This is a genomic window from Kitasatospora nipponensis, from assembly GCF_039528135.1.
In the GTDB taxonomy this organism is placed as follows: domain Bacteria; phylum Actinomycetota; class Actinomycetes; order Streptomycetales; family Streptomycetaceae; genus Kitasatospora; species Kitasatospora nipponensis.
Genome location: NZ_BAAALF010000001.1, coordinates 83012 through 103527 on the forward strand (window position 1 = coordinate 83012; position 20516 = coordinate 103527).

Sequence of the window (20516 nt, forward strand, 5' to 3'; positions counted from 1 at the left end):
TGCTGGTCGTCTCGGGCGCCGCCCACGCGATCTGGAACGCCCAGGCGAAGCGGATCAAGGGTGACCGGTTCGTCTTCATCGCCTCGCTGCCCGCGGTGATGGCGGTGCTGGTCGGCCCCTGGGCCGTGCCGCACCTGTCCGGCGCGCTGTCGGCGGGGGTGGGCCTGTTGGTGCTGGGCCAGGCGCTGCTCCAGCTCCTCTACTTCGGCGCGTTGGCCCGGGCCTACGAGCTCGTCGACCTGTCGGTGGCCTACCCCGTGGCCCGCAGCGCGGCGCCGCTGGTCTCGGCCGGCTGCGCGCTGGCGCTGCTGCACGAGCGCCCCGGGCCGCTGGGGCTGCTGGGCGTCCTGATCACCAGCGCCTCGATCGCCTGGCTGGCGAGGGGCGCGCGCGGGGACCGGGCCCTGGGCCGCCCCCGGCTCTCCGTGTCGGGGCTGTGCTGGGCGCTGGCGGCGGGAACCTTCGCCGGCCTCTTCCTGGTCGTCGACAAGGAGGCCGTCGCCCGGGTCGACCCGGTGACCTACCTCTTCCTCACCTCGGTCACCGTCTCGGTCCTGCTCTACGGCTGGCTCCTGGCGCGCGGGCGGGCCGCGGCGGTGGGCGCCCTGCTGCGCGGCTCGGGCGGCCGGCTCGCCGTCTGCGGCGTCCTCGCCTGCGGCGCCTACCTCTCCGTGCTGATCTCGCTGGCCCACGCCCGCGCGACCTACGTGGCGCCCCTGCGCGAACTGAGCATCCTCTACGGCGTGCTGGCCGGCCGCTGGCTGCTGCGCGAGGGCGACGGCGCCCGCCCGCTGCCGCCCGCCCTCGGGATGGTCCTGGGCCTGCTCCTGGTCAGTCTGCCGTTGTAGCCGCGATGTCCCTGACGGGGCCGCCCCGGCCGCCAACGCCGCCTATCTGGTCAGCGGTGGGCCAGGACCGCGATGTCCGGGCCGAAGCCGACCACCAGTCGCCCGTCCGGGGTCACCTCCAGCGCGCTGACCCCGGCGGGGAAGGCGTACGTGCCCAGTGGCCGGCCCGTGGTGGCGTCCCAGACCCGCACCGCTCCGTCCTCGGCCCCGGCGGCGGCGACGAGGCGGCCGTCCAGCATCCCCACCGCCCCGGCCAGCACCCGGATCCCGTGTCCCGTCAGGGGCGGTCCGACGGGTTCGCCCGTGGCCAGGTCCCACAGTCGCACCTCCTGCGCGCCGCGGCCGGTCAGGACGAGGTCGCGGCCGCCGACGGTGGTCAGGGCCAGGGCACCCCACTGCTTGGGCTGCACGCCGATCCACGCGCTCGCGGTCAGGTCCCAGACGCGTCCCTCCGAGGTCACGCCGACGAAGCGGCCCCCCACGGCCGCGAAGAAGGTGATGGACAGGCTGGCGTACTCGCTCGTCGACCGTCCGTGCAGCTGGTCCCGGGTGCCGAGGTCCCAGATCCGCACCGCACGGGCCCGGTCGCGGGTGATGAGGGTGGGCCGGCCGTCCACGGTCCCCACCGTCAGCCGTTCCAGGCCGTTGATGGGACCGCTCACGGGCTCGCCGAGTTGCCCGCCGCCGTCGAGGTCCCGGATCCGCACCCGGGTGTCCGAGCCGTAGGTGAGCATGACGGGGCGGCCGTCCAGCACGGCGGTGGTGAGCTTCCGCACGGGCTCCTCGGGACCTGTCGGCCGGCTGGTCGGCTCCCTCTCACCGTCGAGGTCCCAGATCCGGACCGACCGGTCCTCGCCACCCGTGACGGCGAGGTGGCGCCCCCGCACCACCGCCGTCGCCACCGCCCGCACGGTCCGGTGGTGGCCGGTGAGCGGTGGGTGCAGCGACTTGCGGGCGGACAGGTCCAACAGCTCGACGGGCCCGGAGCGGTCGAACGCGACGAGGGCCGCGGGACGGCCCTGGCACACGGTCAGGGCCGCCGCCTGCGCGAACCAGAACCCCGGCAGGGGCTCACCCACCCGCTCGCCCGTGGCCAGGTCCCAGAGGTACGCCTCGTGGGCGTTGGCGCTGACGGCCAACGGGGAGGCGAACGTCGGGTCGGTGGCCAGCAGGCGCGTCCTGGCCTCGAGCTGCATGGTGCCGCAGACGCGTCCCGTGCCGCCGCCGCCGCCTTCGCCGCTGCTTTCGCTGCCGCTCCGGAGGTCCTCGGTGTGGTCGCCCCGGGCGCCGAACTCCCGTCCCGTGATGAGGTCCCAGGTCCGGATGGCTCCCTGGTTGTGGCCGGTGACGGCGACGGGACGGCCGTCCACCTCCGCCGCCGCCAGGGCCCCCGCGATGCCGGCGCGGATGACCGGCAGCTCACCGCCGCGGGCGCGGGCGGCCGGATCCCACATCCGGACCGTGCCGTCGGTGCCGCAGCCGACCACGACGGGCCGGCCCTCGACCCGGGCGAGGGCCAGTGCGGTGACCCGGGAATCGCCGTCGGGGTGGTACCGGGCGACCTCTTCTCCCGCGTCGAGGTCCCACACCCGGACGGTCCCGTCGGAGCCGGCGGTGACGGCGACGGGACGGCCGTCCACCGCCGCCGCCACCAGGGCCCGCACCTCGCCGGTGTGATCGGCCACGACCGTGCCGAGCTTCTCTCCCGTGGCCGGATCCCACCAGTGCAGCGTGCCGTCCTCACAGCCGGCGACCGCCAGTCCACGGCCCTCCAGGACCACGGTCGCCACCACACCCACCTCGGCCGGCGCGGGCCAGGCGTACCGCAGCCGGGAGTCCAGGCCCGTACCGGTCGCCCACCGCACCACCCAGGGGTCGGGTGCGTCCTGATCGATCGTCACGTCCGCCAGTCCCGCGGCCAGCTCCCGGTCCCCGTACCGGGCGGCGTCCAGCGCCAGCACCTGCCGCCGCACCCGCGCGCCGGCGTCCCGGTGCAGGTGCCCCGACGCCCGGTACACGGCGGCCGCCAGCACCTCCTCCGGGCCGACGGCGCCGTCCAGCGCCGCCACGACCCGCTCGGGTTCGGCGTGCACCAGCCACGCCGGATCGGTCAAACCGCCACCCACCGCCGTGACTTCGCGGCCCGGACCATCGCTTCGGGAATCACTGGACATGGCCGGCAGCCTAACCGCAGCCACCCCGGGCCGGATGTCACAGGGTGACGGGAAGCGCGACCAGGGCGCGGCTGCGCAGCGAGGGCCGCCAGGCCAGCTCGTCGGGGTGGCAGGCCAGCGCGAGCCGTGGGAAGCGGCTCAGCAGGGAGGTGACGGCGATCTCGTTCTCCAGGCGGGCCAGGGCGGCGCCGACGCAGTAGTGCGCCCCGTGCCCGAAGGCCAGGTGCCCGGTGGTCGCCCGTGAGGGGTTGAAGGCGTCGGGGTCCTCGAAGGCCCGCGGGTCGCGGTTGCCGGCGGCCCAGGAGAGCCAGACCCGCTCCCCGGCGCGCACCGGGGAGCCGGCGATCCGGGTGTCCCGCACGGCGAAGCGGCGGACGGCGAGCATGGTGGGCGGGTTCCACCGCAGGACCTCCTCGGTCACCTCGCCCATGGTGAGCCGACCTGCGTCCAGCGCGCGCCGGTGGGCGGGGTGGGTGAGCAGTGCCATCACCGTGGTGGCCACCAGGGCGGCCGAGTTGTGGTAGCCGCCGAAGAGCAACAGGAAGGCCATGGCCACGAGTTCGGCCTCGCTCAGGCGTGCGCCGGCGTCGTGGGCGGTGATCAGGTCGCCGAGCAGGTCGTCGCTGGGCGCCGCCCGCTTGGTGGTGATCAGCGCCACCAGGAAGGCGTGCATCTCCCGCATCGCCGCGCGCGAGCGGGCCGGAGCACCGGGCACGGGGGACAGCAGCGTGTCGGTCCAGGCCGAGAAGTCGAGCCGGTCGACGTCCGGGATGCCCAGCAGGTCACTGATCACCGTCATCGACAGCGGCATCGCCAGCTCGGCCAGGACGTCGACGCGCTGACCGTCCGTCATCGCGTCCAGGAGCCGGTCGGTGGTCGCCCGCACCCCATCGCGCAGCGTCCGGATGCGACGGGGACCCAGCGCCCCGCCCACCAGCGCCCGCAGCCGCCGGTGATCGACCCCGTCGGTGTTCAGCAGGTGCGCGTCCAGCTCGGGCGGCAGCGAGTCGCCGGCGCTGCCGCGCGTCCGGGCGTGGCGCTTGTCGAGCGCCAGCCGGGCGTCGCCGGCCAGCTCCCGGACGTCCCGGAAGCCGGTGACCAGCCACACGGGCGCGTCGTCGGGCGCGGTCGCCCGGTGGATCCGCCCCGAGCCGCGCAGCTCCGCGTACCCCGTCATCGGGTCGCCCAGCAGCGCCTCACCCAGCTCGACGGGCGGATCGGTCACCGCGGACCCCCTGACCGATGCCCCGTCATCATCCGACGCCACGTCACCTCCCGCACGGCCAGGACCCTACCGGCTCCGCATGCCGCGGGAACGCCCGAGCACCAGTTCGGTGCCCGCGGTCAGCGGAAGGTGGTGCCGGCGGGCTGGTCGAGCAGGGGGAGGTCGCGGCGGGTGGGCAGGCCCTCCCAGTCGCCGCGGGTGGCGACGGAGAAGGCGCCGGTGGTGGCGGCCCGGTGGAGGCGTTGCGCGATGTCGAGTCCGTCGAGCAGGCCCGAGAGGTAGCCGGCGACGAAGGCTTCGCCGGCGCCGACCACGTCGACCACGGGCACCCTGCGTGCGGGCGTGTCGAGGGTGCCGTGGGCGGTGATGGCGCTCGCGCCGTCGCCGCCGCGGGTGATCACCACCTCACGGCGGCCCTGGGCGATCAGCGCTGCGACGGCCTCCTGCTCGGGCAGGGCCGGGTCCTCGCCGACCAGGTGCAGTTCGTCGGCGGAGGCGACCAGCACGTCGGCCAGCCGGGCCAACGGCAGCAGGGCCGTCCGCGCCCGCGCCGGCGACCAGAGGCGGGCGCGGTAGTTGACGTCGAGGCAGACGGTGATGCCCAGCTCGCGGGCCCTGGCGGCGGCCGTGCGGACGGCCTCGGCGGCGCCGGGACTCAGGGCGGGCGTGATGCCGGTCAGGTGGAGGACGCGGACACCCGGGTTCAGCGCGGGCAGCACGTCCGCCGTCCGCAGCGCCGATCCGGCCGATCCCGCACGGTAGTAGGCGACCTGGGCCAGGTCGGCGATCCGGTCCTCGCGGGCCAGCAGGCCCGTGGGGCGACCGTCGCCGTCAACCCGCGCATGGCTGACGTCGACCTGCTCCGCGCGCAGCGTGCGCAGCACGAGGGCCCCGAACTCGTCGTCACCGACCCGCCCGACCCAACCGGCGCGGTGTCCGAGTCTGGCCAGGCCGATGGCGACGTTGGCCTCGGCGCCGGCGACGGAGAGCCGCATCGGCGCCCCGAGCCTGATCGGGCCGGTGGCGCGCAGCGCGGCCATGGTCTCCCCGACGGTGACGGCCTCGGGGCCGGCGCCGCTCATGCCGCTCATGCCGCGCCGTCCCCGGTCAGGGCGGTGCGCCACCGGGCGACGCGCTCGCGCAGCGCGGCCAGGTCTCCGCCACTGGCGGCGTCGCCGACCAGCGGTGAGCCGACGCCCACGGCGACCGCGCCGGCGGCGAGGTAGGCGAGGGCCGAGTCGGCGTCGACGCCGCCGACGGGCACGAACGGCACGGTGGGGAAGGGGTCCCGCAGGGCCTTCAGATGGCCGGGACCGCCCAGGGAGGCGGGGAAGAGCTTGACGGCGAGGGCGCCGCTCTCCTTCGCCGCGATCACCTCACTCGGCGTCAAGGCGCCTATCAGTGCCGGTAGTTGCAGCGGAAGGCAACGGCGTAGGTGCTCGCCGAGGCCAGGGGTGACCAGGAAGCCCGCGCCGGCGTCGGCGGCCCGGGCGGCGTCCTCGCCGGTCAGGACGGTGCCGGCGCCGAGCGTGGCCCCGGGACCCAGTTCGCGGCGGGCCCGCGCGATCACCCACAGGGCGCCGGGGGTGGTCAGCGAGACCTCGGTGGCGGTGATGCCCTCCTCGGCGAGGGTGAGAACGGTGCGCAGCGCCGCGTCGCGGTCGGTGCCGCGCACGATGGCCAGGGTGCGGTACGGCAGTTCGGTCAGGTTCACGGGGAGGCCTCGTCGGTCGGTCACAGGATGCGGGTGCTGGTCGCGGTGAGGTCGAGCTGCCAGCTCAGCGTGCCCGCGGCCGGGACCGTGGCGGCGTCGCCGGGCGCTGCCGTGGCGAGGTCGAAGACGGATCCGAGCATCGGCTCGACCCCGATGCTGCGGTAGGGGGCCGAGGCGGGGAAGCCGCGCAGGTTGCGCCACAGGGCGACGGAGAGGGGCACGTCGGCGTCGGTGCGCAGGGACAGCGAGAGCGTGTCGGGGCCGTCGGTGACCGTCACGTTCGCGCAGTCGGTGAGGATCGCGCCGACCGCGGTGCCGTCGTCGGGCCCGAGGCGGTCCAGCCGCAGGCCCTGCGGTGCCGGCCAACCTCCGGTGACGTGGTGGGCGCCGCCGGGCCAGGGTCGGTCGAGCAGGCCGGCCGCTTCGGGGAAGAGCCGGGCCGAGGCGCCGTGGGGTGCGTGGAGGTGGGCGTCCGGTGTGACGTCGAGCAGCGCGTGGGCCGCCCACAGGAAGCGGTACCCGGGTGCGGCGCGCAGCTCGTAGCGGGCGCGCAGCCCGCCCGCCCCGCTACGGATGCGTCGGCGCAGCTCGAAGTCGGGGCACCGCAGCACGTCGGTGTCGCCGTCGCGGTGCCAGGGCCGGGACCAGGCGTCGCCGTGGTCGGGGGTCCCGCGCACGGTCGGGACGCACTCCTCCAGGCCGCCGGCGTCGACGAAGGCGTCGCCGGGGCGGACGGTGGCGCGGGCCGGGTCGGGGCGGTGCCAGAGCCATTCGCGCTCACCGGCCCGCAGGGAGGTCCACCGGCCGCCGTGAGCCGGGTCGGTGCGGACGGTGAGGGGGACGGTCGCCGGGGGGCCGCTCACCATTCGGCGAACGATCCGTCCGGGTGGTGCCAGACGGGGTTGCGCCAGCGGTGGCCGCTCTGCGCGGCGCGGCGCACGGCGGCCTCGTCGATCTCGATGCCCAGGCCCGGACCGGTGGGCCGGGCGGCGTGGCCGTCGGTGAAGCGGAAGGGTTCGGGGTCGACCAGGTAGTCCAGCAGCTCACCGCCGCGGTGGTAGTGGATCCCGAGGCTCTGCTCCTGGATGAGGAAGTTCGGTATCGCGAAGGCGAGTTGGAGGCTCGCCGCGAGGGCGATCGGGCCCAGGGGACAGTGCGGCGCCATGGTGACGTCGTGGACCTCGGCGAGCGAGGCGATGCGCCGGACCTCGGAGATGCCGCCGGCGTGCGAGACGTCGGGCTGGGCGACGGCGATGCCGGTGGTGAGCACGTCGCGGAAGTCGGCGCGGGAGTAGAGCCGTTCACCAACGGCCAGCGGCACCGAGGTCGAATCGACGAGGTGGCGCAGGTCGCGGGAGTGTTCGGGCAGGACGGGCTCCTCGACGAACAGCGGGTGCAGCGGCTCGAGCAGGGGGAGCAGGCGCCGGGACATGGCGGTGGACATCCGGCCGTGGAAGTCGATGGCCACATCCCGCTCGTCGCCCAGGACTTCGCGCACCGCGGCCACCCGGTCGATGACGGCCTGGGTCCGGGCGGGCGTGTCGATGGGGCGCAGTTGCGCCGAGCCGTTCATCTTGACGGCGGTGAAACCGGCCTCGACCTGGGCCCGCGCGAGTTCGGCGACGTCGGCGGGGCTGTCGCCGCCGATCCAGGCGTACATCCGCACCCGGTCGCGGACGTGGCCGCCGAGCAGCTGGTGGACCGGAACGCCGTGGGCCTTGCCGGCGATGTCCCAGAGCGCCTGGTCGATGCCGGCGACCGCGCTGGAGAGCACCGGGCCGCCGCGGTAGAAGCCGCCCTTGGTGAGGATCTGCCAGTGGTGCTCGATGCGCAGCGGGTCCTCGCCGACCAGCTGGTCGGCGAGTTCGCGGACCGCGGCCCGGACGGTCTCGGCGCGCCCTTCCACCACGGGCTCGCCCCAGCCGGTGATCCCCTCGTCGGTGGCGATGCGCAGGAAGAGCCAGCGCGGTGCGACGAGGTAGGTCTCCAGTGAGGTGATCTTCATCGGGTCTCTCCCCGGCCGGCGACGTCGGTCAGGTTGCGCAGGTCGGCGGCGGCCTGGGCGAGCAGGGCGTGGACGGCGCGGGCGGCCGTCTCCGGCTCCCGCGCGCGCACGGCGTCCAGGACGGCCCGGTGGGCGGGGACCGCGTCGGCCCCGTGGTCGGCGCCGTGCACGAGGTGGTCGCGCACCCGCAGCCCGGCCTCGATCACCACCTCCATGCGGGTCAGCAGCTCGTTGTGGGCGGCGGCCAGCAGCGCGCGGTGGAAGGCCAGGTCGGCCTCGACCGCGGCGTCGGTGTCGTCGCCCGCGGCCGCCATCCGCGCGAGTGCCTCCTCCAGCGCCGCGAGGTCGGCCTCGTCGCGGCGCTCGGCGGCGAGTCGGGCGCCAGCCGGCTCGACGATGCCGCGGACCTCGCCGAGGTTGTCGAGGAAGGTGCCGTCGGGGGTGCCCAGGCCCTGCCAGCGCAGCAGGTCGCCGTCGAGCAGGTTCCAGTCCGAGCGGGGCCGCACGAAGGTGCCGCGCTTCTGGCGGGAGTCGATCAGCCCCTTGGAGGCCAGGACCCGCAGCGCCTCGCGCACGACGGTCTTGCTGACTCCGAGTTCCTGCTCGATCCGGTCGGGGTGCAGCAGGTCGCCCGGGGCGAGGGCGCCGCTGACGATCCGCTCGCCGATGACCTCGACGGCCTGCCCGCGCAGGCCCCGTACCGTGGGGTTCACAGCGGTTGCTCCTCTGTCGTCCCGCGCGGGCCGTCGCCGGCGCGTCGGTCCTCCGCGCGGTCAGGCGTCCACGCGTCCATGCGTTCACGCGGAGGCTTTGACGACGGACCAGCCGCCGTCCACCACCAGGTTCGCGCCGGTCACGTAGGAGGCGTCCGAGGAGGCGAGGAAGGCCACGGCGGCCGCGACCTCCTCGGGCCGGCCGAAGCGCTTGGCGACGGTCCCGGCGACGCTCTCGGCCCGGCCGGCCTCGTCCACCCGGTCCCAGGCCGCGGTCATGACGGGCCCGGGCACGACGGTGTTGACGCGCACCCGCGGGCCGTACTCGACGGCGAGCTGACGGCCCATCGCGCACAGGGCGCCCTTGGCGGCGGCGTAGGCCGGGTGGCCCGGCAGTCCCACCAGTGCGTGCACCGACGAGGTGAGCACCACCGCACCCTCGCTCTCGTGCAGGGTCCCGGCGAAGGCGCGGACCGCGAGCCAGGAGGCCTTGAGCGTGACCGCGAGCTGGAGATCCCATTCGGTCTCGGTCAGTTCGTGGGCGGGTTTGACGACGACGGCGTAGGCGTTGCTGTGCAGCACGTCCAGGCGCCCGTACCGGCTCCGCACGTGCGCGACCAGCTCGTCCCACATCGCCGCCGAGGTCACGTCCCCGTGCCGGTACTCGGCCCGGCCGCCCTCCCGCGTGATCGTCTCGACCACGGCCCGACCGGCCGCATCCGCGATGTCGAGGGCCACGACGGTGGCGCCCTCGGCGGCGAGGCGCCGCGCGGTGGCGGCGCCGATGCCACGGGCGGCACCGGTGATCAGGGCGACGCGGCCCTCGAACCTTCGACAGCTCTGCTCGGTCACGTCGCCACCGTACCGCTTGTGATTAATTATGCAAATATCCTCGCGAGGTCGCGGTTCATCGTCGCCCCGCGCCGGATCACCCGGGGTCCAGGGAGACCGTCAGGCGGTCCGGCGGGAAGAGCTCCGCCCCCACGATCCGGATGTCCGGGCCGTCGGCGTCCTGCCCCACCCGCACCCGCAGCCGGGGGTGGTCGCTCAGCTCGCGGAGGTCGATCACGGTGCAGGCGGTCGGATCGGGGAACAGCTGGAGGTTCTCCATCCCGGGGAAGACCTCCAGCAGGCGGCCCAGCGGCTGGCCGTCCGCGACATAGGACAGCAGCACGTCCTTGACGGTGGGGACGGCCACGGTCGGCGTCCAGGCGGCGAACTCGTGGCCGCTGAGGTAGACCTCGGCCAGCTGCGGCAGCTGGGTCAGGATCTCGAGTGAGCGGCCCAGTGGGCGCCGGTCGGGCCGGTCCACGATCGACAGGTCGGTCAACGGGAGTCCGCGCAGCGGTTCGAGGTCCACCAGACCCGGGCAGCTCGCCAGGCGCAGCGCCCGCAGCCGGGTCCATCCGCGCAGGAAGGACAGGTCCCGCAGATCGTCGACACCGGCGAGCCCGAGCCTGTGGACGCTCTCGCCCAGGAACGCCCACTCGGCGTCGTCGAAGCCCTGGACCTCGAGCACGTCCAGCGCCGAAACGGGCTTCAGGGCCCTCAGTTCGCGCAGCTGTGACCGGGAGGTGACGACGATCGTCCCCTGCGAGAGGTCCGCCCTGGCCAGGACCCGGGCGGCGAACTGCCGCTCGTCGAAGTGGCGCCACTGGCAGAGCACCCCGGCCGTCAGCAACTCCACGCCGCTGTCGACCAGTTCCGCCATCAGGTCCAGCGCCGCGCTGCCGGCGATCGACCCCAGGACGAAGGTCAGCCGCCACGCCGTGTCAGGGTGCAGCCGAGCCCCGTCCGGCAGCGCCAGCTCCCGCAGCAGCGGGACGAGGTCCTCGCCCACGCCCGCGAGTTGGCGCCATCGCACGGGGTCGGCGAGCAGCTCCGCCAGGTGCTCGCGGCAGCAGTTCAGCACCGACTCCCGGACGCCGCGCTCGAGTTCGGGCGCGTAGGGGAGGCAGCCGGCCACCAGCAGGACAAGGTCCGAGCGCCGATCGCCCGAGGAGGTCCGCTCGATCTGCGCCAGCAGCCGGTCGAAGAGCTCGGCCCGGTCCCGGCGGCCGCAGTGGCCCATCGTCATCCGGATGACGTCACCCCAGCGCTCGTCGCCCGCGTGGCCCGCCAGCAGGCCGAAGTCACGCTCCTCCTGGAGTTCCATCCCCGCCAGGTAGTCCTGGAAGGTCCGGTGGACGAACTGGAAGGTCTGCACGCTGGTTTCGGTGATGAGTCCGCTGCGGTTGAGCAGATGGAGGTAGGCGGCCTCGGCGTCACCCTGCCGCGCGGCGTTGGGCAGGTCGCGCAGCGCGCGCTCCAGTTGGGTCACGGCGTCCTGGTGCTTGCCCTCGACCTGGTTGTTGCGCACCAGCCAGTGCGCGATCCGGCGCAGCATCGCCAACTGCTCGGCCTCGGACAGCTGCAGCCGCTCCGGGTCGGTGATCCGGCGGCTCTGGTCCCGGCGGGTGAGCATCATCGTCAGGGCGTCGCGGTAGACGTCCATGCGGTGGCTGGGCAGGACTCCGTGCGACTCCCGGTTCAGCGCGCAGATCATCGCGCAGAGCAGCGGGCTGTCGGTGAGCTGCGAGAGATCGGACGAACTCTCCAGCGCCCGCAGCAGGTCGTTCCTGTCCCGCTCCACCAGTGCCGCCTGCCGGGCGATCTCGGCGGGCTGGTCGTCGGGCAGGAGCGCCTCCTGGAGGGACGCGCGGTGCCAGCGATCGATGAACCGCTCCCGGTCCTCCGTGCCCATGGCGCAGAGCGACAGCTCCTCGAAGCGCAGGTGGTCCAGCCAGCCCGGCGGCACCGCGGAGGGTCGCACGGTGGCCAGGACCCAGACCCGGGGGTAGTGGCGCAGCAGGTTCTCGAGCCATTCGAGGACCTCCTCGCGCTGGGCGGCGGGCACCTCGTCGAGCCCGTCGATGAGCAGCAGCGCCCGCCCGCTCCGCAGCACCCGGTGCGCCCAGCCCGCGGGCTGCTGCTCGGCGCAGATGCGCCCGTCGAGGTCCAGGAACTCCTCCGGGCGGGGCCGCAGGTTCCCCCGGCGGAACAGCTTGCGCAGCTGGAGGACCAGCGGTACCCGGTGGTTGAGCTCGGCGAGTTCCTCGCCCAGCCGGCCGGCCGACGCCCGCACCGCGAGCCACTGCACCAGCGTGGTCTTGCCCGATCCGGCCTGCCCGCGCAGCAGCACCCGGCTCCGGCCGCCGAGGACGCGTTCGATCCGCTGGGGCCCGGCGGCCAGTGCGTCCAGGCCCCGGCCCCCGGGTGGACCGAAGGAATCCACGGGCTGGGTCGCGGGGCGGGCCTCCAGACTGAGGTAGGCGGTGTCGAGCGCCCAGCCGCCGCGACTGCGGCCGTCCGACTGCCGCAGCCCGAAGATCCGGACCCGACCGTAGTCGACCCCGATCGCGGCGGCGTAGGCGCGCTCGAAGCGGCGGTCGTGCGCCTCCTCGCAGGCCACGTCGACCGGCTCGGGCGGCAGATCGGGCAGGTGTTCCGCGAGCGCCCGCCGAAAGCCGGGGTCGCGCAGGAGACCGGCGGCCGGCACGGCCTCGATCCGCGCGTGCCCGTGGACGGCCGGCAGGTGGTCGGCGACCACCACGCCCAGCAGGAAGTCCTGGTGGAAGAGGGCCGCGCCGGACATGCCCGCCCAGGGGGAGAGCGCGGTGGGAGCGGTGGCCGGAACGTGGTGGTCGTCCGCGAGGACGTAGCGCCCGGCGACGACGGAGGACCCGGCCAGGAAGGTCCCGGCCAGCTGTTCGCTGTCCGTGCGGCTGCTGCGCCGGCCCCTGACCGGGAAGCCGGTCGCATGACAGTCCTTCAACGGCCGCACACTGCCGGCGCGGCCCCAGTCCAGGGGCGCGAAGGCGGCAGCCGTGGCGGGAGCGACGAGGTCCTCGCCGGCCAGCAGCAGCGCGGTGTCCTGCGCCGCCGTCTCGCGGCCCGCCGACCACAGCACCCGGCACTCGACCGGGCGGCCGCCCGGCACGGCCACCTGACAGGTCCCGTTCCCCTCGCCGACCACGTGCGCCGCGGTCAGGACGACGCGCGCCGTGAGCAGGTACCCGCTGCCCTGGGCCGCGCCCCGCACCCAGGCCACCCGCTGGGGGGAGAGGGTCACGCCCCGCCCTCACCGGCCGCGGGGGCGCCGAAGGGGTCGAGCGGGCCGGCGTCCGGATTCCCGATCAGGAGGCTGCCGTCCGTGCCGGTCGGCCTCGGGGTGAGGGTCACCGAGATCCGCTGCACCCGGTTCTGCGCCAGTCCGGCCTCCAGGTCGCCGGAGAGCACCCACGCCTTGATCCCACCGCTCGCCCGCGCGTCGCGCTTCAGCTCGACCGTGAAGTCGAGCGTCACCGGCCCGACCTCGAACTGGATCGGCTGGCCGGCGCCCCGCGCCGATGCGTCGGACAGCTGCCGGCGGATCACCTCGATCGCGTCGGACAGCTCGATGCCGTGCTCCATCTCCGCGGGTCCCCCATCTGTCGCAGAACGTCGTCGAGTTGAGGATATCGGCCGTCGACCACCCCGCGCGTGCGGATCCGTCGGCCCGACGAACGTCCAGCTCGGGCGCGGATCACGGTGGCGACACGCGCCCCGGTCGAACCGCCGTACCTGCGTCGCCTGCCCCGGCGCCGACCTGACAACCGGCGTGCGCCTGAGCGGGATTCGACCCTCCCTATACTGAGCATGACAATCGACCGGTCGTCGGCACGCGGGTGGGGGAGTGATGACGGTGCGGATCGGGCTGCTCGGGCCCCTGCGGATCAGCCGCGACGGGGTGGCGGTGGAACCGGGCGGGCAGCGGCAGTCGTGCCTGCTGGCGGTGCTGCTGCTCAACCACGGCCGCACCGTCTCCCGCGCCGACCTGGCCGGCTGGGCCTGGCCGGCGGCCCCGCCCGCGACGGTGGACCGGCAGATCGCCAACTACGTCGCCGGCCTGCGCCGCACCCTCGCCCCGGTGGCCGAGGAACTCGGCCTGCTGGCCCGCCATCCCGGCTTCAGCGCGCGACTGGCGCCGCAGGTGCTGGACGTGGACCGGTTCACCGCCCTGCTGGGCGCGGCCCGCACGGCGCACCGGGCCGCCGAGCACCAGCTCGCCACCGCCCGGGTGCGCGAGGCGCTCGACCTGTGGCAGGGCCAGCCGCTGGACGGGCTGGACACCCCCTACCTGCGCCGGCAGGCCGCCGCGCTGGAGGCCAGGCGGCGCGAGGGCGTGCTCCTGCTGGCCGAGCTGGAGCTGGCCGGCGGACGGCCGGAGCAGGCCGTGGAGCCGCTGCGGGAGTTGCTGGCCGGCCGGCCGGCCGACGAGGCGGCCACGCTGGTCCTGATCCGGGCGCTGACCGTCACCGGGCAGCAGGCCGAGGCCGCCGAGGCCGCCGCGCGGGCCACCCGGGCGCTGGTCCGGCAGGGCCACCGGCCCGGCCCCGCCCTCCAGCAGGCGCACCGCGAGGCCCTGACGGGCGGCACCGCCCCCGGCGCGCCGCTCAGTGTCCCGGTCGTCGCCCCGGGCGCCGGCGCCGGCCGGCCACGTCGTCAACTTCCCCCGGACACCAGTGCGTTCACGGGCCGTGACCGCGAGCTGCGGCACATCATCGCGCGCACCGAGGGGGCCGCCGCCGAACCGCGCGGCGGCGCGCCGCTGGTCTGCACGATCGACGGGATGGCCGGGATCGGCAAATCCGCGCTGGCCGTGCGGGCCGCGCACCTGCTGGCCGACCGTTTCCCCGACGGACAACTCCACCTGGACCTGCACACCCACAGCACCGGCCTGCCGCCGCGCTCCGCCTTCGAGGCCCTGGGCGTCGCGCTGACCGGCCTGGGCCTGCCGCCCCAGGCCGTCCCGCCCGAGCTGGACGCCCGCACCGCCGCCTACCGGGCCGCACTGTCCGGCACCCGCACCCTGATCTGCCTCGACGACGTCAGTGACGAGGCCCAGGTGCGCGCCCTGCTGCCGGGCGGCGCCGGCTGCCTGGTGCTGGTCACCAGCCGCAAGCGGCTCAAGGGCCTGGACGACACCGAGACGCTGAGCCTGGACCCGCTGCCCGAGGCCGACGCCGTCGCGCTCTTCCGGGCCACCTGCGGCCGCCGGCTCGGCGAGGCCGAGGCGTCGCTGCTCGCCGAGACCGTCGCCCACTGCGGGCGGCACCCGTTGGCGTTGCGCATCACGGCCTCGCTGCTGCGGCACCGCCGGGCCTGGGGACTGGGCGACCTGCTGGCCGAACTGCGCGAGGGCCGGGGCGACCTGGAGGTCTTCGACGACGGCAGCCGGAGCCTGGCGGCGGCCTTCGACCTCTCCTACCGCGCGCTGCCCGCCGAGCAGCGGACCCTGTTCCGGCTGCTGGGACGGGCTCCCGGCCGGGACGTCGACGCGTTCGGCGCCGCCGCGCTGCTCGACTGCGCCGCCCGGCCCGCCCGACGGCTGCTGCAGGCCCTCGCCGACCGCCATCTGCTCGCCGAGCCCACCCCCGGCCGTTTCACCATGCACGACCTGCTGCGCGAGTACGCCCGCGCGCTGGCCCGGGCCGAGGACCCGGCGACCGCGGGGGAGGCCGCGCTGGACCGGCTCTTCGACTACTACGAGCGCACCGCCCGGCGGGCCGACCGGCACACCCGGATGGTGCCGCGCGAGGAGGCCCCCGAGCCCACCGCGCCAGGGGAGCGGCCGCCGGCCGCCCCGCGGCTGGACTGTCGCCAGGACGCCGAGGCGTGGCTGGCCGCGGAGATCGAGAACGTGGTGGCGGCCGCCCGGTACGCGGCCCACCGTGCCGACCCCCGGCACGCGGTCACCCTGCCCCTGGCGGTCGCCTCCCAGCTCTACCACCACGGGCCCTGGCCCAGGGCCCTGGAACTGCTCTCCCGTGCGGCGGGCGTCGCCGGCGGGCTGGACGACGCGGGGGCCCGCGCCGCCGCGCTGCTGGCGGTCGGACCGCTGCGGCAGCTCACCGGGGACCGGGTGGGAGCCGCCGAGGCGCTGCACACCGCGCTGGACCTCTACCACCGCGCCGAGGACCCGCTGGGGCAGGCCAACATCCTCACCGAGCTGGGCCGTGCCCGCCTGCACGCGGCCGACTACCCGGCCGCCGCCGAGCACTGCGCCGGCGCCCTGCGGCTCTACCAGGAGGTCTCCAGCGGCCTGGGGCAGGCGAACGCGCTGAGCGTCCTGGGCCGGATCCGGCAGCGGACCGGGGACTACCGGCGCGCCATCCAGAACTCCCGGCGCAGCCTGCTGCTGTACCGCCGGGCGGGCAACCCGCTGGGCCAGTCACGCGCCCACAGCGAGCTGGGCACGGCCCAGTACCTGGCCGGCGGACACCGGGCGGCGATGCGCGAGTTCCTGGCCGCGCACCGGCTCTGCGAGGAGCTGAACAGCCCGCTGGGGCAGGCCGTCGCCCTGCTGGCCCTGGCCGCGGTGCGGCGCCGCTGCGGGAACTACCGCGGTGCGGCGCTGGACGGCGCCCGCGCCCTGGAGCTCGCCCGCGAGCTCGGCAACCGGATCACCTGGGCCGACGCGCTCACCGAACGCGGCCTGCTGCGCGGCCTGACCGGCCGGCTCGACCTGGCCCGGCTGGACTGCGAGCAGGCGCTGGAGCTCCACCAGGGACTGGGGCAGCGCAGCGGCGAAGCCGGCGCGCGGGTGCACCTGGGGATCGTGCAACGCCTGCAGGGCGACTGGGCCGGGGCGCTGGACTCCGGCGACGCCGCCCTGCGGGTCTTCACCGAGCTCGGCGAGCCGGGCAACGAGGTGTGGGCGCTGACCCAGCACGCCGCGGCGCTGCGCGGCGCCGGGCGTACCGAGGAGTCGCTGCGGGCGTACCGGCGGGCCCTGGAACTGAGCCGGGCGCTGTCCAAGGCGGACGACGAGGCGGCCTCGCTGGAGGGTGTGGCCGAGCACCTGCTCGACCACGGCGACCCGCGCCGCGGCGCGGACCTGCTGGACCGGGCCCGGCGGCACTACCACCGCCTCGGCATGCGTCCGGACCTGTGCCGCGTCTCGCGGCGCCTGGCCGCGCTGACCCCGGTCTGACCGGAGCACCGTCCGCCCCCGCTGCCGCGTCCCGCCCGTGCCCCGCCGATGCGCCGCGTGCCCCACCGACGCTCCGACGGTGCCCCGCCCGCGTCCTGACGGGCTGTGCGATCGCCGTGCTCGGATTGTGCACGGCTGCTGCGAGTCTGCTGCCCCGCGCCGCTCGGGCGCGGACCGGCACGCAGACGAAGGAGTCACCCATGCCCACACCCTCGGGGCAGTCCGGCGGGATCACGCGTCGCACCCTGTTCCGCACCGGAGCCGGCCTGGCGCTGGGGACCGGCCTCGCCGTGGGCACCGGCCTGCCCGGTGCCACCCCGGCCTTCGCGACCAACGGCATCGGGCAGACCGGAGCCCCGCTGTGCCAGCAGCCCGGCGACTCGGCGGCCGCCCACGGTCTGGGCAGCGGCGACCTGGGCATCCCCTACCTCCGCGAGCACGACGGCAGTTGGGGCTACGTCTTCGGCGACTCGTTCAACGTCGCCGGCGACTACCTGCGGTCCCCGGTGATGCTCAACCAGGGCGGCTTCGACAGCTCGGGGTCGGCGCCGATCGCGTTCAGCTGGGCCATGCCGAACGGGAACGCCGCACCGCTGTTCGACTACGTCTCCGGCGGGGACAACGGCTTCGGCACCGAGAGCACCCGCATCCCGAACGACTGCATCGAGTTCCGCGGCCGGACCTACCTGCAGTACACCTCCGTGCTGCACGGCATCGGCCCGGACCCGCTGCCGGCCGGTGACGACGGCTCGGTGATGTCCGGCGTCGCCTACTCCGACGACGGCGGGGTGACCTGGACCGACTACGGCTACCACTGGGACGGCCAGTACCGCGGCGTCAACCAGTCCATGTACGGGATGTGGTCCTTCGCGGGCATCGACCCCGACGGCTGGCTCTACATCTTCTCCAAGCGCTGGAACGGCAGCCACAAGAACACCGCCGACCAGGGCGCCATCCAGCTGTTCCGGATCGACCCCGACGACTTCCGGGCGGGCAACTTCGGCGCGCAGCAGAACTGGACCTACAACGGCCGCTGGTACTGGGCCTCCGACGGCACCCCGCCGACCCCGCTCTTCGGCCCGGGCAACAACATCGGCGAGTTCTCGGTGAAGCGGATCGGCGACACGTACTGCATGAGCTACTTCGACGCCACCGACGGCGCCCTCTGCACCAGGACCGCCCCGCGCCCGGACGCCGGATGGACCGCCCCCAAGACGCAGGTCGTCAACAACGCCCTGTGGCCGCCGAGCCACTGGGGCAAGCCGCAGCTCGACAACGTCTACGGCGGCTACATCCACCCCGGCAGCGCGAACGCCGGCTCGCTGACGCTGATCGCCTCGCAGTGGACGCAGCAGGGCGCCTACCGGGTCCTGCAGTTCGACGGCATCAACCCCTAGCAGAGACAGGACATCCGCATGGGACTCAGGATGCTGGCCGGCGCCCTCGCCGGTGCGCTGGCCCTGTCCGCCGCCGCCCTGTCCAGCGCCGCCCCGGCGATCGCCGATCCGGCCGGCGCGGCGCCGGGCAGCAGCACGGGCAGCAGGACGGTGACCTACCAGGGCGCCACGTTCCGGGTGCCGGCCGACTGGCCGGTGGTCGACCTGGCCGCCGCCCCGCACACCTGCGTGCGCTTCGACCGGCACGCCCTCTACCTCGGGCACCCCGACGCGCGCCAGGACTGCCCGGCCCACCTGCTGGGGCGCACCGAGGCGGTGCTGGTGGAGCCGGCCACGCCGGCCGCGCCCGGCGCCGTTGCGCCGGCCAGGGCCGTGGAGAACGCCTCCGCGCACGAGATCCGCGTCGACACCGCCCGGCTCCGGGTCACCGCCGACTACGGCGGCGACCGGGCGGGCGTGGCACGGATGTTGAGCGGCGCCGGCCTGCCCGCACCGGTGCGCGGCCAGGGCCCGGCCGCGCTGGCGGCCCCCCCCGCCGCCCCCGCCCCCGCGCGGGCCCCGGCCGTCCGGGCGGCGGTGGCGGGCGCGGTGGGCGGCGACGAGTCCAACTACCAGGGGCAGGGCTTCGACCTCTGCCAGGCCCCGGACTCGTCCGCGATGAGCAGTTGGATGACCGGCTCCGTCTTCGGCGCGGTCGGCATCTACGTCGGCGGCGTCAACCGCGGCTGCGACCAGCCGAACCTCAACTCCGACTGGATCGCGCAACAGGCCTCCATCGGCTGGCACTTCATCCCGCTGTACGTCGGCTACCAGGCCCCCGGGGCCTGTTCCTCCTGCTCGGTGATCCCCTCCGCCGGCCAGGGTTCGGCCGACGCCGACGACGCGATCGACCAGATGACGGCGCTCGGCTTCCAGCCCGGCTCCCCGATCTACCTGGACGTGGAGAACTACGACCCGGCGGCCCACTCGGACCAGGTGATGGGCTACGTCGCCGCCTGGACCGCCGAGTTGCACGCCCGGGGCTACCGCTCGGGGGTCTACGGCAGTGGCAGCAGCGTCATCACCGATCTGGTCGCCAACCACACCGCCTACCCGATGCCGGACGTCATCGACTTCGCCATCGCGCCCGGCGACGGCGGCGACAGCACCACGGACCCGCTGATCCCCGGCGACGAGTGGGCCGACCACCAGCGCATCCACCAGTACCGGCTGGACCACTGGGAGACCCACGGCGGCGTCAGCCTGCAGATCGACTCCGACGTCCTCGACGTCCGGCTGGCCCCCACCACCGGGACCTGGGACGACTTCGGTGACGGCCGGCAGAACCCGGCGGTCGGCCGGGAGGCCAACGGCGCGATGATCGCCTTCGCGGTCTCGCCCGACCAGCAGGGCCTCTACTACCGCGAGCAGTCGGGTCCGAACGCCGGCTGGGGCGGCTGGCAGCAACTGGGCGGCGCGGTCGGCGGATTGCCCGTGGTGGGCCGGGACCCGGACGGCCGGCTGGAGCTCTTCGTGCTGGGCCCCAACCGGGGCAGCATCATGCACATCTGGCAGATCGCGCCGGCCGGTGGCTGGAGCCCCTGGGACACCTCCTTCGGCGGTCCGGCCGCCGGGGTGACGCTGGGGCAGAACGCCGACGGCCGGCTGGAGGTCTTCGCCCTCGCGCCGGACCGCAGTTCGCTCTCGCACATCTGGCAGAGCGCGCCGAACGGCGGCTGGAGTGCCTGGAACGGTGACGGCAACGGGTTCTTCGGTGGTCCGGCGGGGGCCGTGCCGGTGGTGGGCCACGAGGCGGACGGTCGGATGGCGGTCTTCGTCCTCGGCCCGAACGGCAACGCCGTCGCCACCCGTGAACAGACCGCGCCCAACAGCGGCTGGGGCCCCTGGAACGGTTCCTTCGGCGGTCCCGCAGCCGCAGTGACGGTGGGGCAGAACGCCGACGGGCGGATGGAGGTCTTCGCCCTGGCGTCCGACCGGAGTTCGCTCTCGCACATCTGGCAGACCGCCCCGAACGGCAGTTGGAGTGCCTGGAACGGTGACGGCAACGGGCCCTTCGGTGGTCCGGCGGGAGCTGTCCCCGTCATCGGTCACGAGGCGGACGGCCGGATGGCCGTGTTCGTCCTCGGTCCGGGTGGCAACGCCGTCGCCACCCGTGAACAGACCGCGCCCAACAGCGGCTGGGGCCCCTGGAACGGCTCCTTCGGCGGCGCCGCGGCGAGCGTCAACGTCAGCCGCAACGCGGACGGCCGCATGGAGGTGTTCGCCCTCGCCCCGGGCGGCGCCAACATCTCGCACATCTGGCAGACCGCCCCGAACGGCGGCTGGAGTGCCTGGAACGGTGACGGCACCTTCGGCGGCGCCGCCTGGACCGGCCCGTGAACCCCTCGAAAGGACCAGGTGAGACCGTGAAGACGGATGCGACCCTT

General features: G+C 75.1%; 13 protein-coding genes and 1 pseudogene. 4 read left to right on the top strand and 10 right to left on the bottom strand.

What is annotated here, in order from left to right:
- Positions 1-440: 440 nt before the first annotated feature.
- A pseudogene (locus ABD323_RS00325) lies at positions 441-848 on the top strand (EamA family transporter); the annotation flags it as partial.
- Positions 849-898: 50 nt separating this feature from the next.
- On the opposite strand, the gene ABD323_RS00330 reads toward ABD323_RS00325, so the two are convergent.
- The 10 genes from ABD323_RS00330 to ABD323_RS00375 all read right to left on the bottom strand — a co-directional run bounded on the left by ABD323_RS00330 (position 899) and on the right by ABD323_RS00375 (position 13131).
- A complete protein-coding gene (locus ABD323_RS00330; protein ID WP_344437547.1) occupies positions 899-2962 on the bottom strand; it encodes a WD40 repeat domain-containing protein in 2064 nt (687 codons plus the stop codon).
- 97 nt (positions 2963-3059) lie between these two features.
- Positions 3060-4247: a cytochrome P450 family protein gene (locus tag ABD323_RS00335; RefSeq protein WP_344437549.1), complete on the bottom strand. Its 1188-nt coding sequence runs from the start codon at positions 4245-4247 to the stop codon at positions 3060-3062.
- Positions 4248-4366: 119 nt separating this feature from the next.
- A complete protein-coding gene (locus ABD323_RS00340) occupies positions 4367-5338 on the bottom strand; it encodes a sugar kinase (RefSeq protein ID WP_344437551.1) in 972 nt (323 codons plus the stop codon).
- Positions 5335-5961: a bifunctional 4-hydroxy-2-oxoglutarate aldolase/2-dehydro-3-deoxy-phosphogluconate aldolase gene (locus ABD323_RS00345; RefSeq protein ID WP_344437553.1), complete on the bottom strand. Its 627-nt coding sequence runs from the start codon at positions 5959-5961 to the stop codon at positions 5335-5337. Before ABD323_RS00345 ends, ABD323_RS00340 begins: the two co-directional genes overlap by 4 nt.
- Positions 5962-5981: 20 nt before the next feature.
- Entirely contained in the window at positions 5982-6827 is an 846-nt protein-coding gene (locus ABD323_RS00350) for a hypothetical protein (protein ID WP_344437555.1), read from the bottom strand.
- Positions 6821-7966 carry a galactonate dehydratase gene (dgoD, locus tag ABD323_RS00355; RefSeq protein ID WP_344437557.1) on the bottom strand — a complete coding sequence of 382 codons (1146 nt, stop codon included), beginning with the start codon at positions 7964-7966 and terminating at the stop codon, positions 6821-6823. The genes ABD323_RS00350 and dgoD overlap by 7 nt, the downstream gene beginning before the upstream one ends.
- Complete coding sequence (locus tag ABD323_RS00360; RefSeq protein WP_344437559.1) at positions 7963-8679, bottom strand: FadR/GntR family transcriptional regulator; 717 nt, start codon at positions 8677-8679, stop codon at positions 7963-7965. The genes dgoD and ABD323_RS00360 overlap by 4 nt, the downstream gene beginning before the upstream one ends.
- A gap of 84 nt (positions 8680-8763) precedes the next feature.
- Positions 8764-9531 carry an SDR family NAD(P)-dependent oxidoreductase gene (locus ABD323_RS00365; RefSeq protein ID WP_344437561.1) on the bottom strand — a complete coding sequence of 256 codons (768 nt, stop codon included), beginning with the start codon at positions 9529-9531 and terminating at the stop codon, positions 8764-8766.
- A 76-nt stretch (positions 9532-9607) separates the two neighbouring features.
- Positions 9608-12790: an NACHT domain-containing protein gene (locus ABD323_RS00370; protein WP_344437563.1), complete on the bottom strand. Its 3183-nt coding sequence runs from the start codon at positions 12788-12790 to the stop codon at positions 9608-9610.
- Positions 12787-13131, bottom strand: a complete 345-nt coding sequence (locus ABD323_RS00375) for a trypco2 family protein (RefSeq protein WP_344437565.1) — start codon at positions 13129-13131, stop codon at positions 12787-12789. Before ABD323_RS00375 ends, ABD323_RS00370 begins: the two co-directional genes overlap by 4 nt.
- Positions 13132-13396: 265 nt before the next feature.
- Between ABD323_RS00375 and ABD323_RS00380 the strand changes: the two genes are divergently transcribed.
- The 3 genes from ABD323_RS00380 to ABD323_RS00390 all read left to right on the top strand — a co-directional run bounded on the left by ABD323_RS00380 (position 13397) and on the right by ABD323_RS00390 (position 20469).
- Positions 13397-16693 carry an AfsR/SARP family transcriptional regulator gene (locus ABD323_RS00380; protein ID WP_344437567.1) on the top strand — a complete coding sequence of 1099 codons (3297 nt, stop codon included), beginning with the start codon at positions 13397-13399 and terminating at the stop codon, positions 16691-16693.
- Positions 16694-16893: 200 nt separating this feature from the next.
- Positions 16894-18090 (top strand): DUF4185 domain-containing protein, encoded by a 1197-nt coding sequence (locus ABD323_RS00385; RefSeq protein ID WP_344437569.1) that lies wholly within the window; start codon positions 16894-16896, stop codon positions 18088-18090.
- A gap of 18 nt (positions 18091-18108) precedes the next feature.
- The gene (locus ABD323_RS00390; protein ID WP_344437571.1) at positions 18109-20469 is read left to right on the top strand and encodes a DUF8189 domain-containing protein; all 2361 of its coding nucleotides are present in this window, start codon (positions 18109-18111) and stop codon (positions 20467-20469) included.
- The last annotated feature ends 47 nt before the right edge of the window (positions 20470-20516 follow it).

Coding starts and splice junctions, on each gene's coding strand:
- ABD323_RS00340 (WP_344437551.1), bottom strand. CDS start 5,338: ATGAGCGGCATGAGCGGCGCCGGCCCCGAGGCCGTCACCGTCGGGGAG.
- ABD323_RS00350 (WP_344437555.1), bottom strand. CDS start 6,827: ATGGTGAGCGGCCCCCCGGCGACCGTCCCCCTCACCGTCCGCACCGAC.
- dgoD (WP_344437557.1), bottom strand. CDS start 7,966: ATGAAGATCACCTCACTGGAGACCTACCTCGTCGCACCGCGCTGGCTC.
- ABD323_RS00375 (WP_344437565.1), bottom strand. CDS start 13,131: ATGGAGCACGGCATCGAGCTGTCCGACGCGATCGAGGTGATCCGCCGG.
- ABD323_RS00380 (WP_344437567.1), top strand. CDS start 13,397: ATGACGGTGCGGATCGGGCTGCTCGGGCCCCTGCGGATCAGCCGCGAC.
- ABD323_RS00385 (WP_344437569.1), top strand. CDS start 16,894: ATGCCCACACCCTCGGGGCAGTCCGGCGGGATCACGCGTCGCACCCTG.
- ABD323_RS00390 (WP_344437571.1), top strand. CDS start 18,109: ATGGGACTCAGGATGCTGGCCGGCGCCCTCGCCGGTGCGCTGGCCCTG.